The organism is Priestia megaterium NBRC 15308 = ATCC 14581, assembly GCF_000832985.1.
Taxonomy (GTDB): domain Bacteria; phylum Bacillota; class Bacilli; order Bacillales; family Bacillaceae_H; genus Priestia; species Priestia megaterium.
In genome coordinates, this window is record NZ_CP009920.1 from 200,960 (window position 1) to 213,644 (window position 12,685).

Consider the following 12,685-nt stretch of genomic DNA (forward strand, 5'->3'; position numbering starts at 1 on the left):
TTTTTTATAATAAACGTATCAGATCAAAGGAGTGAGTACATATGAACATATTAGAAGCAACTAATATTCATAAAAGCTACGGAAATAAATTTAATAGACAAGAAGTATTAAAAGGCGTAGACATTACGATTATGAAAGGAGAATTTGTAGGAATTATGGGCGCTTCAGGCTCAGGCAAGACGACTCTTCTGAACGTGCTTTCCTCCATTGATAAAATCAACGGCGGAACCATCAAAATCGAAGGAAATGAAATTAGCAGAATGAAAGAAAAGCAGTTAGCAAACTTCCGAAAAACACATTTAGGCTTTATTTTTCAAGACTATAACTTGCTCGATACGCTGACAGTGAAAGAAAATATCCTCTTGCCTCTTTCTGTTGCAAAAACTCCTTCAGCAGTAGCTCACAAAAAATTTGATGCGCTGGCCAAACAGCTCGGCATCTATGAGCTGAAAGACAAATATCCAAGTGAAATTTCCGGGGGACAAAAACAGCGTACTTCCGCTGCAAGAGCCTTTATTCATGAGCCAAGCATGATTTTTGCTGATGAACCCACAGGTGCTCTTGATTCAAAAGCAGCCAGCGATTTGTTAAACAAACTGACCGATCTTAATGACAAAAGAAGTGCAAGTATTGTGATGGTAACGCATGACCCAGTGGCAGCCAGCTATTGCAGCAAAGTCATTTTTATAAAAGACGGACAAATTTATACGCAGCTGTACAAAGGGGATCAAACGCAAAAAGCCTTTTTTGACGATATTATGAAAACTCAAGGCGTGCTAGGCGGAGTTCAACATGAACATTAATCAGCTGATTTTCCGAAACTTCAAAAAGAATGTAAAAAACTATTATTTATACGTTTTTGCGCTGATGTTCAGCGCAGCTTTATATTTTGCTTTTGTAACGCTGCAGTATGATCCGGCTCTTGATGCAACCAAAGGTTCCATTAAAGGAGGCGCAGCGGTTCGGGCCGCTTCTGTTTTACTTGTAGCCATCGTTTCTATCTTTCTATTATATGCAAATACGATTTTTATTAAGCGGCGCAGTAAAGAAATTGGCTTATTTCAGCTAATTGGCATGACCAAAACAAGAATTTTCCGTATTTTGACCGCTGAAAATTTTATGCTGTACTTTAGCTCGCTGATTGTCGGCATTTTAATTGGGTTTTCGTTTTCAAAAGTAATCATTATGATTTTATTTAAAATTACGGACACCAAAGGTATCGCAAAACTTCATTTTTCTGAAGAAGCCTTGATTCAAACGCTGATTGTGTTCGGCGCTATTTATTTGCTGATTATGACGATGAACTATCTTTTTATTAAAAGACAGACCATTTTGGCTTTATTCCGAGTTACTTCATCGACAGAAGGCAAAACAAAAAAAATCAGTATACTTGAAATTATTATTGGAATTCTTGGCATTATTTTTATCGCTTCAGGCTATTATATTTCTGCCAAGTTGTTTGATGGATCTTTTACAAGCATGAATGCTTTAGCAATCGCCATGATATCTATTTTAGCTTTAGTTATCATAGGTACTTACTTGTTTTATAAAGGCTCCGTTCGTTTTCTATTAAATCTCATGCGAAAAAGCAAAAATGGCTACTTGACGATTAACGACGTATTATCTCTTTCTTCCATTATGTTTCGGATGAAATCAAACGCGTTATTACTAACGGTTATTACGACTGTATCCGCTCTTGCTATCGGTTTTTTATGCTTGAGCTACATTTCCTATTACTCTGCTGAAAAGTCGGCCGGAGATTATGTACCTAATGATTTTGCTATCAATAATTCAAAAGACGCTGCTTCGTTTAAAGCCGCGCTGGATCGAAAGAAAATAGCCTACACGGAAAAAAAGATCGACGTCATCCAAGTAAAAGCAAACGTAAAAAACATTCTAGAAAATGATTTGGAAAGTCCAATGGTGGACTCGTCCGCTATGACGATTCCAATGATTAGTGAAAAATCCGTTAGTGGTGTAGATGTAGCTCCAAACGAAACCTTGTTTACCGGCTATAATAATATGCTTCAAAAAACAATGGCCTTTAAAGATTCAGGGCGTATTGAGCTAAAAGGTAAGCAAAAAGTAATTCCACAAAAGTTTGTAGGATTAAATCGAAAGTTTCTTCTACCTATTTATTTTACAGGAGGCGGTTTACCTACTGCGATTGTTGATAATTCCATATTTAATAAGTTTAAACAAGACGCAGATCCTTCTATTCAAAAAGAATCTTCTCTCTACACTGGAATAGATATATCAAAAGAAGATGACCTACCAAAAGCAAATGAGCTTTTCGGAGAGATGAAATTCAGCGATAATAGCTTAAATAACTCACGTATAGAAATGGCAGCGAGTCAAAAACAAAATATGGGTCTAATCATGTTCATTGTTGCTTTTCTAGGACTGGCATTTTTAATTACATCGGGCTGCATTCTTTATTTTAAACAAATGGACGAAAGTGAAGATGAAAAGCCGAACTATACAATTCTTAGAAAGCTCGGCTTCACCGAACAAGATTTATTAAAAGGCATTAAAATAAAGCAGCTCTTTAATTTCGGCATACCTTTAATCGTAGGCTTGCTTCACAGCTATTTTGCCGTGCAATCCGGCTGGTTCTTGTTTGGAACGGAGGTTTGGACACCAATGATTATTGTCATGATTGTCTATACGGCACTCTACTCTATCTTTGGTATTTTATCTGTTCTTTACTATAAAAAAATTATTAAAGAAGCTCTTTAAAGATAAAAAGCACAAGCTATAGCTTGTGCTTTTTATCTTTATATGCCATTAATTGCTGGCATTTTCTTTATTTCCCTGACTGGCTGCATGTAAAAAACTTTCTAGTCGCTTTTTGACAAACGGCCACTCATTGTCAATTATACTGAAGATAACCGAATCTCGTACGTATCCATCAGGTAAAACCATATGTTTTCTGCTGATGCCTTCCTGGGTAGCCCCTAACCGTTTAATAGCAGCTCTGGACCTATTGTTTCGCACATCCGTTTTGAATTGAACGCGGTGAAGCTTCAGCTCTTCAAAACAGTATTTCAACAATAAATACTTACACTCCGTATTAACCCGGGTGCGCCACACGGATGGATGATACCACGTCCACCCTATTTCTACGCTTTTGTTGGGAAGTGATATATCTAAAAATCTTGTGCTTCCTAAAATTGAATGTGACTCTATATCAAACACAGCAAAAGGCAGCTCTCTTCCCTCTTGCTTGGCTTTTAAAGCACTTTCAATCAGCCGTTTCATATCACTTAGACTATGAACTTTTATCGGGAGATGCTCCCAAATTTCTTTCGGTTTTGCAGCTTCATATAATTCTTGTTCATGTATTTTTTCAAGCGGCATTAGCTTTACCGCTGTTCCTGCAAGCTCAACTGACTGTAACATAACCTCGCTCCTTTTCGATACATTTAAAGTAAATGTTAATACGTGTATATGTACTGAAAAAGGGTCAGTTTCTGCTTATTGGAAGGTATCACTTTCAGCATATATATCTATTAATCAGCTAAGTGTTTTTTGAGAAACTCACTTATTGTTTGGAAGGCTTGGTCCGCTGATTCTTTATTAAAGGCTTGTGAAAAAGGATTCATAAAACCATGACCACCATAAAACTTTTTGATTTCCAAAAGCGGCTCTCTTTTTTGGACTAGTGAGTTTATTAAACAGTCTACATCAAATGTTTGCTCTTCAGCAGGAAAAATAAGAAGAGTTGGGCAAACAGGACTTCTATTTACATAATCTCTAATACGTGATCCGTAACAGCCAATCACAAAGTTACACAAATTGCTTTCACTGCATAGCCACGACATTGTTGCTCCTACACTGAAGCCTATAACTCCTACTTCTTCATATTCTTGTTTTAGTTGAATTAACATGTTAGTAATTTGTCTTGAACCCTCATCCATACCAATGTTTTGAACAAAGTTTTGATAAGCCATTCCTTCTTCTTTATAGCTATAAGGAACGTCGTTAGATAATAAATTAGGACAGATAATATCTGCCTCTAACTTAGACAATTTCTCTTTCATAAAATTCATATGATCGTTCACACCGTATATTTCATGAATTAATAAAATGGCTTTATTTGATTTTTTCATTTCTTTTATAAAACAGTCGTTTCTCTCGCCAGTTCACGGTGCAATACGTCTCCCATGCGCTTCATGCCTTCAACGATTTGTTCAGCGGACATATTAGAATAATTCAAGCGCAGCGCATTGTTTCTTGTACCGTTTGGAAAGAATGGCGTTCCAGGCACACAGGCTACGTTATTTTTTAGACATTCTGAAAAGATATGTGCTGAATCGATTCCTTGGGGCAGTTCTACCCAAATAAACAATCCGCCTTCTGGCTTACTGTAAGACAAATTCTCCGGAAAAAATTCCTCAAGGCACGATAGCATTTGGGTACATCGCTCTTTGTATACGGCTTTAATTTTTTGAATGTGCGCTTCGATATCGTAAAGCTCCATGTACTTAGCCGTTACGCGCTGAGCAAAGCTGTCCGTATGCAAGTCAGCCACTTGCTTAAACGCTACGTACTTATCAATGAAAGCTTCGTCTGCACATACCCAGCCGATTCGAAGACCTGGTGCAAAAATTTTAGAGAATGTGCTGATGTAAATCACTCTGTTTTCTGTATCAAAATGCTTAACCGGCGGCAGCGCTTCTCCTGCAAATCGGACTCCTCCGTACGGATTATCTTCTACAATCAGCACGTCGTATGCGTTCGCAAGTTCGATCATTCGCTGACGTCTTTCTCGCGTTAAGGTGCGCCCTGTAGGATTTTGAAAATCAGGAATCGTATAAATAAATTTAGCCTGTGGATTTTCCTGAAGCTTTTTCTCTAGCTCTTCCATAATCATTCCATCTTCGTCCATGTCTACTTCTACAAACGTCGCATTGTAGGATTTAAATACGTTAATGGCCGCTAGGTACGTTGGGCTTTCACAGATTACCACGTCTCCGTCATTAAGGAACAGTCTTCCGGTAAGATCGATTGCCTGCTGAGATCCGGACGTAATTAAAATGTTCGAAATCGTGGACTCAATGCCGATGTCCTGCATTCGTTTAGAAATTGCTTCTCGTAAAGGGATATACCCCTCTGTTGTACTATATTGAAGCGAAGCGGCTCCGTCTTCACTTAATACGGCGCGGCACGCATCGTTCATTGCTTCAACGGGAAATAGCTCCGGTGCTGGAAGTCCTCCTGCAAACGAAATGACTTCTGGTCGTTCCGTTACTTTTAAGATTTCACGCGTTTCAGAGGATTTTACAAGACTAGCTCGTTGGGCAAATTTATCTTTCATTGATGATCATTCCTTTTCTAGATTTTAAACTTTTAATAACGAGTTAATTATTCGAATAGTCAGAAAAATTAAAGCAAAAACCTTCCCTGTGAGCTCAGGCTTCTTTTAAGCCTTGGAAGATGCCTTTTTAATAGACAACCAGCATCTGCTTGCTCTCTGACTCTTCATTTCTTCTTGATGTCACGTTCTCCTTTCGGTACATATTTTTCTTATTCACTATTTGTAATACAAATCAAAGGTCGTACGATAAATATGGCCTTGTATTTAATGTATGTTAAAAAGGATAACATAAAAATCAAATAAATAAACAATAAATTCTATAAATTCTTAATTTTTTATGCAAATATATTTATCTTAGTAAATTATTTTGTAAGATCCCTTCCCTTTTCATTGACCTTCCGTGTAAAACCCTTTATAATCCTTATTAAATCGATAAGGTTTAAAGGTTTTAGTACAGGAGTGATAAAAAGTGAAATGGCTTCATTTGCTGTTTAATGAACGATGCCCTAAATGCAAGCAAGTGTTAAATACATCAAAATCCAATGCGCTTCGCTCTACTGTTGTAAAAGTATGTCCGTCTAACCACTATCAAAAAGAATTTCATCCTGCGCTTGAAATGTTTGTGGAAAGTGATGAAGTACTATAAAAAAAGCTAACGCTATGGATTCCCATAGCGTTAGCTTTTTTTATAGCAGCCCCCACCAAATCTTAATTGCCGTTGCTAAAATTAAACCGGCAAGGATCCACTGAAGCACTTTTGTATTCATTTTCTGCCCCACTTTTGCACCGATTGGAGAGGCAATCAGGCTTGCACCAACTAAAATAAGTGCAGGGATGAACGGGACTTGGTGAGTGACCAGTTTTCCAACCGTTGATCCAATAGAGGAAATAAAGGTAACGGCTAGTGAAGTTGCGATGGTAATCCGAGTTGGGATTTTAAGTACCACGAGCATGACAGGAACTAAAATAAAGGCTCCTCCTGCTCCTAACACGCCTGCTACGGCTCCGATAAGCAGTGATAAAATAGAAGCTAATCCTTTATTGAATTGAAGTTTGCCTTCTTTTATCTCATCTAACTTTTTCTTTGGAATAAACATCATAATAACCGCAATAAGAGCTAAAACTCCATATACAACATTTAATCCTTGTTCATTCATATAATGTGAGCTGTAGCTTCCAAGCATGCTTCCGATTAGAATATTGCTGCCCATATATATAATTAATGATTTGTTTAAAAATCCGCTTTTTCGATACACCCATACGCCGCCTATTGTCGCAAAGAACACTTGAACAGCTCCTGCACCTGAGACTTGATGAGCCGTTAATGCTCCTACTCCTACTAATGGAGGAATATATAACAGCATCGGATAATTAATAACAGACCCGCCAATACCGACCATACCGGAAATAAACGACCCAATAAATCCAATAAGAAAAAGCGTGATGATAAATGTAAGATCCATCTATAGTCGCTCCGTTTCATATAAGGAAAGGGTACCTTTTACAAGAGATACCCTTTTCGTCCATTATTTCTTATCCTTTTTTAATCCAAAACTTAAAAACGTCGCCTTCTTCTGTCTGAAGAAGCTCGTGACCACCAGATTGTGCCCAGGCTGCAAGATCGTTTTTTGCTCCTTTATCCGTTGCATGAATTTCTAACACTTGACCTGCTTCTAGTTCATTCATTGCTTTTTTTGTTTTAACAATCGGCATTGGACATGCCAGCCCTTTTGCATCTAGTACTTTAGTTGATTCCATTTCTCTCTCTCCTTTGTTTAAGTTGAACTTTTTACTTAGCGAATCGCACAGCGGTTTGGTCCAATTTCCATTTCACGCTGTTTTTCTTCATCTGGACTTACTTTCCCCATATTGGTTTCACGGATGTCTTGATATGCATTTGGCTGCGGCGGTAAGTTATCTGTTACTAAGTGTCTGAACTCTGCTTCGTCTTTAATGTTTAATCCGTGATTTTCTGCAAACAAAGTACCTAACTTTTCAGCTACGCTGCCGTTATCATTTAGCTCATCAATAATCATAAAATGAGCTGGCAATACGATTAACTCATCTGATAATGCTTTATAGCGTTTATAAAGCGTCTCGCGCAGATCGCCTACCCAGTCTTCAGCCATACCAGCTAAATCAGGACGTCCAATTGAATCGATGAACAAAATATCACCTGAAAGTAAGTATTGATCGTCTACGATGAAAGAAGTTGATCCAATCGTATGCCCCGGTGAATAAAGAGGCTGAATCGTAATCGCTGTGTTACCAATCACGACATCACTGCCTTCTTCTAAAGGCTTGTAGTCAAAAATCACTTCTTCTGCATCTTTTGGAGGCAGCCAGTAAGCTGCATTTGTTGCTTCAGCAATAACTCTTCCTCCTGAAATGTGATCTGCATGAAGGTGAGTATCAAACACATGCTTAACTGTGACACCAAGTTCTTTGGCAAAGTTAATATACACATCCGCCATACGCGTCGCATCAATAATAGCCGCTTCACCGTTCGATACGATCATATAAGATAAGCATCCTTTACCGATACGAACAAACTGATAGACCTCTCCGCCATCTTTCAAATCGCCGACTTTAACAGGCTCTAAATATTCACTCCATGCTTTCATACCGCCTTTAAGGTAAGATACGGTAAGACCCGCTTCTGAAAGCATGTCAGCTACCATCACTGATGAACCTTCTTTGGCGCAGACAACTAACACTTCTTTATCAGAAGGGATTTTTTCTAAGATTTCTTCTACTCCGTCTAAAAGATCGAAATACGGCACGTTTAAATGCTGGAATTGATGACCTTCAATTTTCCAATCGCTAAAATCACTTTCGTTACGAACGTCCAAGATAAATAGCGGTTCTTTATTAATAATTTTAGCTGTAACTTCTTTTGCAGTAAGTACATGCACTGTCATATCAAAATACCTCCCTAGGTATATGAACTATCAAAATTTTTTAATCCATTATAATCGATTGGTTATTCTACTTTACCTGTCCAGTCACGCATACCAGGAGCCACGTTAATTACGTTTTTAAATCCTTGCTTTTTCATCGTTTGCCCTGCCATTTCACTTCGTCTTCCAGAGTGGCAAATAATATAAATTTCATTCTCTTTATTTAGCTCATTCGAACGTTTTTCTACTTCACCAAGCGGAATATGAACTGCGCCTGGAATATGAGCTTCATCGTATTCTTCTACTTCGCGAACGTCTAAAATATGAAGATGTTCATCATTCTCTACTTTTTTCGCAAATTCTTCTAATGAAATTTCAGGAATTGGCGTTACGTTTTCTTCAGCGCCGCCTTTACGAAGAAAGTGGTGAAGAACGTCACCTGCTGTCTCTGTACCTAAATACTCATGACCTGTGCTTTTTGCCCACGCTTGTAAGTCAGCCGTAGAGCCTTTATCCGTTGCTTGAATTTCTAGGACTTGACCTGCTTCTAGTTCATTCATTTTCTTCTTTGTTTTTACGATTGGCATTGGACATGCTAGCCCTTTTGCATCTAATACGAAGTTTGCTTGCATCATTTCTTTTTCCTCCTTGGTTTAAATACTAGTAGGGGTATATTTTTATCTAAAAAAATTAGACCGTTTCCCCTTTCCACTCCATCATTCCGCCGGTCATATTCGTTACACTGTAGCCTTGCTGCTCAAGAAAACGAGCTGCCATTCCGCTTCTGCCACCAGAACGACAGACAACAATATAATTCTTTGCTTTATCTAGCTCATGCATACGGTATTCCAATAAAGGAAGCGGAATATTTAACGCGTTTGGTATTTTACCTGTTTTTACTTCCTCTACTTCACGCACGTCTAAAATATGAACTTGTTCTTGCTTTTTTACTAATTGTTCTACTTCTTGTGCTGCTATTGCCTTCACCCTGCATCTCCTCCTTCTTGATTTATCTCCACGTATTCATGCCGCCTTTAACGTTGGTGATGGATGTAAAACCTTGCTTTTTCAACAGTTTACTTGCTTTCATACTTCTCATTCCGCTTTGACAAATAACGACTACTTCTCTGTCTTTTGAAAGCTGGCCTGTTTGCGCTGGCAGTTCTGATAAAGGAATGTTTCGAAACCCTTTAATATGTTTGGTACGAAATTCATGCGGTGTTCGCACATCGATAAACTGTTTATGTTTATTTTTTAACTCTGCTTTTAATTCCATCGTCGATATTTGCTGTATTCCTTTTACTGGTGCAAAACGCTGATACAAAAACCACAACAGAAAGATGATAATAAGCGCATTGATAATCATATTAACCCTCGCTTCATGAGTTATCTTTTAGATGAATAAGTTTACGTTTCCGTCTTCTGCGTCGGCTAAATACGCCGCTACGCCTGCATATTCAATATTATCTAGTAGCTCTTTTTCCTGTAACCCTAGAAGGTCCATCGTCATCGTACAAGCCACTAGCTTCACATCTTGTTCTTGCGCCATTTCGATAAGCTGCGGCAAGGTTAGGGCATTATGCTTTTTCATTACGTTTTTAATCATTTTAGGTCCCATACCTGCAAAATTCATTTTAGATAAGCCCATTTTATCCGCACCGCGCGGCATCATTTTGCCAAACATCTTTTCTAAAAATCCTTTTTTCACCGGCACCATTTCTTCTTTACGAAGCGCATTCAATCCCCAAAACGTATGGAATATCGTCACTTCATGATCATAAGCAGCTGCTCCGTTGGCAATAATATAAGCTGCCATCGCTTTGTCATAATCACCGCTAAATAATACAATTGTTGTTCGTTTCTTTTGTTCACTCATGTTGTTCCTCCTATTACCCTATGGGGTATATTTAATTCTAAAAAATTAGCTCTTTTGAATGTAAAAGATAAATGTACTGCCTTCTTCTTTAAAATAAATAAGCTCGTGTCCTGTTGATTTTGCCCACGCTGTTAAATCACTTTTAGCACCTTTATCTGTCGTTTGCACTTCTAATACTTGACCTGTTGTTAAAGTATCCATTGCTTTTTTTGTTTTTACGATTGGCATTGGACAAGCTAATCCTTTTGCATCTAAAACTTGATCAATTTTCATCGTATTTCTCTCTCCTTTTTATATACATATACCTGTAAGGGTATATTATACTAAATAATGATATTCGTCAACCTTAAACAAGGTGACAATGATTAACGACTTTTCACTAACAGCTGTACAGCTTCTTTCACTAAACCTTCCGTTGACTCTCCTTGCTCCAGGCTTTCTCTGACGCACTGTTCAAGATTGCTGCTCACAATGACTCCCATTGTGCGATCAATGGCACTTCTTGCAGCAGATAATTGAGTCACGACGTCTCGGCAGTCTTTTCCTTGCTCCATCATGCTAAGCACGCCTTTTAGCTGCCCTTCAATTCGGCGCAGGCGATTTTTCACCTGTTGGTTATACTCCATAATCGAATACCCCTTTCTTTCCTTTACTTTTACACACTGCTAACTCATAGCTGCGTACTTCAAAACCTTTTTTTCGTAAGAACCGTACGCCTAAATTTAACTCCACTCTATCTCCGGCAATCAGATGAACGCTGCCCTGTGGAATTTCTGAATAAAAGCGTTTGAGATATGCATACGGAATAACTATACTAATCGAATCGTGAACTTCATGATAATGACGAATATCTACAACCGTTCGCCCAAGTTCTTTTGCTTCAGATTCACGTATGCACTGTATTCTTTTAACGGGATAATAACGTCTGTATGCAATAAATAAAATAGCAAGCAACAACACTGCTATATAGAGCATAACCATCACCGCCTTGCTATTGAATTAATGTTGTTTACACGCTCTATATTATACCCCTATAGGTATATTGTCAAGCGAGAAAATTATATTTAATTTTGATGATTTACATGAATCCTTTCATACGAACCAATCCACTTTATCCACCTTAGAAATCATGAATGTTTTCTTTAACCTGCTTTATTGTGTGTACCCCCTCCCCTATAGACTAAACAGACTTTTCCGTTTTCATACATCACCTGGGCTCATATAAATTAATAAAAAATAAGCTTACTGCACCATTCACCATCTGCGCACAAAAGGTCCAGTTCTCCTTGGGAACTGGACCTTTTGTGTTAAAAAGCTGATTAGCTTTGATGATAAATATTATGCCATTGATTCCATGAACTGTGTGGATGCTGCTGGTGCCACTGGTTCCATGGCACATATGGATTTTGCTGATGCCACTGATTCCACGTGCCGTGCGGATATTGATGATGCCACTGATTCCAAGGTGTATATGGATGTTGTTGATGCCATTGATTCCATGTGCCGTGCGGATACTGTTTATGCCACTGCTCCCAAGGTACATGAGGATGTTGCTGATGCCATTGATTCCACGTGCCTTGAGGATGCTGGTGATGCCATTGTTCCCATGGAATGTAATGTTGCTGTCCTTGATGCATATTTCGTCAACTCCTTTTCCTTTGCCACATCATATGTTCATTTTTTGATTTAGAGCTTATCTTTTTTAAAATATAGGGGGTTAATTATTTGTAAATTACACATTTCTTACCCTTATTAATGACCATCTTACTTATAGGTATGAGCTCTTCTCTTATAAGCGGAAGCGCAAACTTATCTGGAATTATAGAATGGGTATTTCTTATGATCAGCCTTATTGCTAATATTACTGCCGTGATTGCCCTTTCTTTACACGAATTTGTCTACCTTTCTATGAAAAAGGCTGAGAAAAACCTAAAAGAAACGTTTAAATGAACATAAGCAAAAGAAGCAGGTTTCTTATAAGAAATCTGCTTCTTTTTCCTGCTTTTATTGAACTGGTTTTTCTCGACTTCTATACACCAAAAGATGCATGTAGCTCTTTATTCGGAAGGAGATGGAAATCTTGCTGCTTCGAAATGCGACACATTTTCTGTTGTGACAATTGTGCCGTCAACATTACTTTCCGCGAAGACTTCAACTCGATCTCCTTTTTCTAAATTGTAAATAGTAGAGACCGATACTACGTTAACAAATATAGTGTTTCCTCCAAAGAAATCGTTATCAATCGCGATAACCGCCGTACCATTGACACGAATTTCTACGCGCGCTCGATAATCGACAGTCGTATCGTTAGGAAGAAATCCAATTGTAGCAACAAGGGAATATACGCCATCTTTTTTGGGGCGAAAAACAGACGTAACAGGATTGTATTCATTTGCTAAATCAAATTGTTTAAACTGATAAGAAACTTTTACAGGAGTGTTTGCTGATACGGGCTGGTTTGTAAGGTTAAGAGCACGAAATGCTGAGTCTCTTGTATTTCCTTGTTTGGAAGAACAATGATGATGTTTCTTAGAAAAATGAGCCTTTTCTACATAATATTTATCATCTTTTTTAATTGTAATCATCCTT

General features: G+C 38.1%; 19 protein-coding genes. 4 read left to right on the plus strand and 15 right to left on the minus strand.

All coding sequences use genetic code 11. The features are described from left to right. Positions 1 to 41 precede the first annotated feature (41 nt). Complete coding sequence (locus tag BG04_RS01610; RefSeq protein WP_034650363.1) at positions 42 to 803, plus strand: ABC transporter ATP-binding protein; 762 nt, start codon at positions 42 to 44, stop codon at positions 801 to 803. Next, on the plus strand, positions 793 to 2,739 hold the full coding sequence (locus tag BG04_RS01615) for an ABC transporter permease (protein ID WP_034650361.1): 1,947 nt from the start codon (positions 793 to 795) through the stop codon (positions 2,737 to 2,739). Before BG04_RS01610 ends, BG04_RS01615 begins: the two co-directional genes overlap by 11 nt. A 48-nt stretch (positions 2,740 to 2,787) precedes the next feature. On the opposite strand, the gene BG04_RS01620 is transcribed toward BG04_RS01615, so the two are convergent. The 3 genes from BG04_RS01620 to BG04_RS01630 all read right to left on the minus strand — a co-directional run bounded on the left by BG04_RS01620 (position 2,788) and on the right by BG04_RS01630 (position 5,320). Continuing rightward, positions 2,788 to 3,402, minus strand: a complete 615-nt coding sequence (locus BG04_RS01620) for a GNAT family N-acetyltransferase (RefSeq protein WP_034650358.1) — start codon at positions 3,400 to 3,402, stop codon at positions 2,788 to 2,790. A gap of 110 nt (positions 3,403 to 3,512) precedes the next feature. Beyond that, on the minus strand, positions 3,513 to 4,112 hold the full coding sequence (locus tag BG04_RS01625; RefSeq protein ID WP_034650355.1) for a dienelactone hydrolase family protein: 600 nt from the start codon (positions 4,110 to 4,112) through the stop codon (positions 3,513 to 3,515). A gap of 5 nt (positions 4,113 to 4,117) precedes the next feature. Next, entirely contained in the window at positions 4,118 to 5,320 is a 1,203-nt protein-coding gene (locus BG04_RS01630; protein ID WP_034650352.1) for an aminotransferase-like domain-containing protein, read from the minus strand. Positions 5,321 to 5,789: 469 nt separating this feature from the next. On the opposite strand from BG04_RS01630, the gene BG04_RS30810 reads away from it, so the two are divergent. Beyond that, positions 5,790 to 5,966, plus strand: coding sequence for a hypothetical protein (locus BG04_RS30810; RefSeq protein WP_016764944.1), 177 nt, complete (start codon positions 5,790 to 5,792; stop codon positions 5,964 to 5,966). Between the two features lie 40 nt (positions 5,967 to 6,006). On the opposite strand, the gene BG04_RS01635 is transcribed toward BG04_RS30810, so the two are convergent. From BG04_RS01635 to BG04_RS01685, 11 genes are all read right to left on the minus strand, one after another. Next, positions 6,007 to 6,783: a sulfite exporter TauE/SafE family protein gene (locus tag BG04_RS01635; protein WP_034650350.1), complete on the minus strand. Its 777-nt coding sequence runs from the start codon at positions 6,781 to 6,783 to the stop codon at positions 6,007 to 6,009. A 70-nt stretch (positions 6,784 to 6,853) separates the two neighbouring features. Next, positions 6,854 to 7,078 carry a sulfurtransferase TusA family protein gene (locus BG04_RS01640; protein ID WP_034650348.1) on the minus strand — a complete coding sequence of 75 codons (225 nt, stop codon included), beginning with the start codon at positions 7,076 to 7,078 and terminating at the stop codon, positions 6,854 to 6,856. Between the two features lie 35 nt (positions 7,079 to 7,113). Continuing rightward, complete coding sequence (locus BG04_RS01645) at positions 7,114 to 8,241, minus strand: MBL fold metallo-hydrolase (RefSeq protein WP_034650347.1); 1,128 nt, start codon at positions 8,239 to 8,241, stop codon at positions 7,114 to 7,116. A gap of 62 nt (positions 8,242 to 8,303) precedes the next feature. Beyond that, positions 8,304 to 8,855 (minus strand): sulfurtransferase TusA family protein, encoded by a 552-nt coding sequence (locus BG04_RS01650; RefSeq protein ID WP_034650346.1) that lies wholly within the window; start codon positions 8,853 to 8,855, stop codon positions 8,304 to 8,306. A 55-nt stretch (positions 8,856 to 8,910) separates the two neighbouring features. Then, positions 8,911 to 9,207 (minus strand): rhodanese-like domain-containing protein, encoded by a 297-nt coding sequence (locus BG04_RS01655; RefSeq protein WP_034650342.1) that lies wholly within the window; start codon positions 9,205 to 9,207, stop codon positions 8,911 to 8,913. A gap of 22 nt (positions 9,208 to 9,229) precedes the next feature. Next, on the minus strand, positions 9,230 to 9,586 hold the full coding sequence (locus tag BG04_RS01660) for a rhodanese-like domain-containing protein (protein WP_034650338.1): 357 nt from the start codon (positions 9,584 to 9,586) through the stop codon (positions 9,230 to 9,232). 27 nt (positions 9,587 to 9,613) lie between these two features. Beyond that, positions 9,614 to 10,096, minus strand: a complete 483-nt coding sequence (locus tag BG04_RS01665) for a DsrE/DsrF/DrsH-like family protein (RefSeq protein WP_034650335.1) — start codon at positions 10,094 to 10,096, stop codon at positions 9,614 to 9,616. A gap of 45 nt (positions 10,097 to 10,141) precedes the next feature. Then, positions 10,142 to 10,369 carry a sulfurtransferase TusA family protein gene (locus BG04_RS01670; RefSeq protein ID WP_034650332.1) on the minus strand — a complete coding sequence of 76 codons (228 nt, stop codon included), beginning with the start codon at positions 10,367 to 10,369 and terminating at the stop codon, positions 10,142 to 10,144. Between the two features lie 92 nt (positions 10,370 to 10,461). Continuing rightward, positions 10,462 to 10,722: a metal-sensitive transcriptional regulator gene (locus BG04_RS01675; RefSeq protein ID WP_034650330.1), complete on the minus strand. Its 261-nt coding sequence runs from the start codon at positions 10,720 to 10,722 to the stop codon at positions 10,462 to 10,464. Beyond that, positions 10,712 to 11,071 carry a hypothetical protein gene (locus BG04_RS01680; protein ID WP_034650327.1) on the minus strand — a complete coding sequence of 120 codons (360 nt, stop codon included), beginning with the start codon at positions 11,069 to 11,071 and terminating at the stop codon, positions 10,712 to 10,714. The genes BG04_RS01675 and BG04_RS01680 overlap by 11 nt, the downstream gene beginning before the upstream one ends. A 344-nt stretch (positions 11,072 to 11,415) precedes the next feature. After that, on the minus strand, positions 11,416 to 11,733 hold the full coding sequence (locus tag BG04_RS01685) for a hypothetical protein (RefSeq protein WP_025750968.1): 318 nt from the start codon (positions 11,731 to 11,733) through the stop codon (positions 11,416 to 11,418). A 118-nt stretch (positions 11,734 to 11,851) separates the two neighbouring features. Here BG04_RS01685 and BG04_RS31255 point away from each other — a divergent pair, with 118 nt between their 5' ends. Next, positions 11,852 to 12,046 carry a hypothetical protein gene (locus BG04_RS31255; RefSeq protein ID WP_034650324.1) on the plus strand — a complete coding sequence of 65 codons (195 nt, stop codon included), beginning with the start codon at positions 11,852 to 11,854 and terminating at the stop codon, positions 12,044 to 12,046. A 107-nt stretch (positions 12,047 to 12,153) separates the two neighbouring features. Here BG04_RS31255 and BG04_RS01695 read toward each other — a convergent pair whose 3' ends face one another. Continuing rightward, complete coding sequence (locus BG04_RS01695) at positions 12,154 to 12,681, minus strand: complement C1q domain-containing protein (protein ID WP_034650322.1); 528 nt, start codon at positions 12,679 to 12,681, stop codon at positions 12,154 to 12,156. Between the last annotated feature and the right edge of the window lie 4 nt (positions 12,682 to 12,685).

Excerpts from the sequence above, each read along its gene's own strand:
- BG04_RS01610 (WP_034650363.1), top strand. The coding sequence starts at position 42 with ATGAACATATTAGAAGCAACTAATATTCATAAAAGCTACGGAAATAAA.
- BG04_RS01615 (WP_034650361.1), top strand. The coding sequence starts at position 793 with ATGAACATTAATCAGCTGATTTTCCGAAACTTCAAAAAGAATGTAAAA.
- BG04_RS01620 (WP_034650358.1), bottom strand. The coding sequence starts at position 3,402 with ATGTTACAGTCAGTTGAGCTTGCAGGAACAGCGGTAAAGCTAATGCCG.
- BG04_RS01625 (WP_034650355.1), bottom strand. The coding sequence starts at position 4,112 with ATGAAAAAATCAAATAAAGCCATTTTATTAATTCATGAAATATACGGT.
- BG04_RS01630 (WP_034650352.1), bottom strand. The coding sequence starts at position 5,320 with ATGAAAGATAAATTTGCCCAACGAGCTAGTCTTGTAAAATCCTCTGAA.
- BG04_RS01635 (WP_034650350.1), bottom strand. The coding sequence starts at position 6,783 with ATGGATCTTACATTTATCATCACGCTTTTTCTTATTGGATTTATTGGG.
- BG04_RS01640 (WP_034650348.1), bottom strand. The coding sequence starts at position 7,078 with ATGGAATCAACTAAAGTACTAGATGCAAAAGGGCTGGCATGTCCAATG.
- BG04_RS01645 (WP_034650347.1), bottom strand. The coding sequence starts at position 8,241 with ATGACAGTGCATGTACTTACTGCAAAAGAAGTTACAGCTAAAATTATT.
- BG04_RS01650 (WP_034650346.1), bottom strand. The coding sequence starts at position 8,855 with ATGATGCAAGCAAACTTCGTATTAGATGCAAAAGGGCTAGCATGTCCA.
- BG04_RS01660 (WP_034650338.1), bottom strand. The coding sequence starts at position 9,586 with ATGATTATCAATGCGCTTATTATCATCTTTCTGTTGTGGTTTTTGTAT.
- BG04_RS01665 (WP_034650335.1), bottom strand. The coding sequence starts at position 10,096 with ATGAGTGAACAAAAGAAACGAACAACAATTGTATTATTTAGCGGTGAT.
- BG04_RS01670 (WP_034650332.1), bottom strand. The coding sequence starts at position 10,369 with ATGAAAATTGATCAAGTTTTAGATGCAAAAGGATTAGCTTGTCCAATG.
- BG04_RS01675 (WP_034650330.1), bottom strand. The coding sequence starts at position 10,722 with ATGGAGTATAACCAACAGGTGAAAAATCGCCTGCGCCGAATTGAAGGG.
- BG04_RS01680 (WP_034650327.1), bottom strand. The coding sequence starts at position 11,071 with ATGCTCTATATAGCAGTGTTGTTGCTTGCTATTTTATTTATTGCATAC.
- BG04_RS01685 (WP_025750968.1), bottom strand. The coding sequence starts at position 11,733 with ATGCATCAAGGACAGCAACATTACATTCCATGGGAACAATGGCATCAC.
- BG04_RS31255 (WP_034650324.1), top strand. The coding sequence starts at position 11,852 with ATGACCATCTTACTTATAGGTATGAGCTCTTCTCTTATAAGCGGAAGC.
- BG04_RS01695 (WP_034650322.1), bottom strand. The coding sequence starts at position 12,681 with ATGATTACAATTAAAAAAGATGATAAATATTATGTAGAAAAGGCTCAT.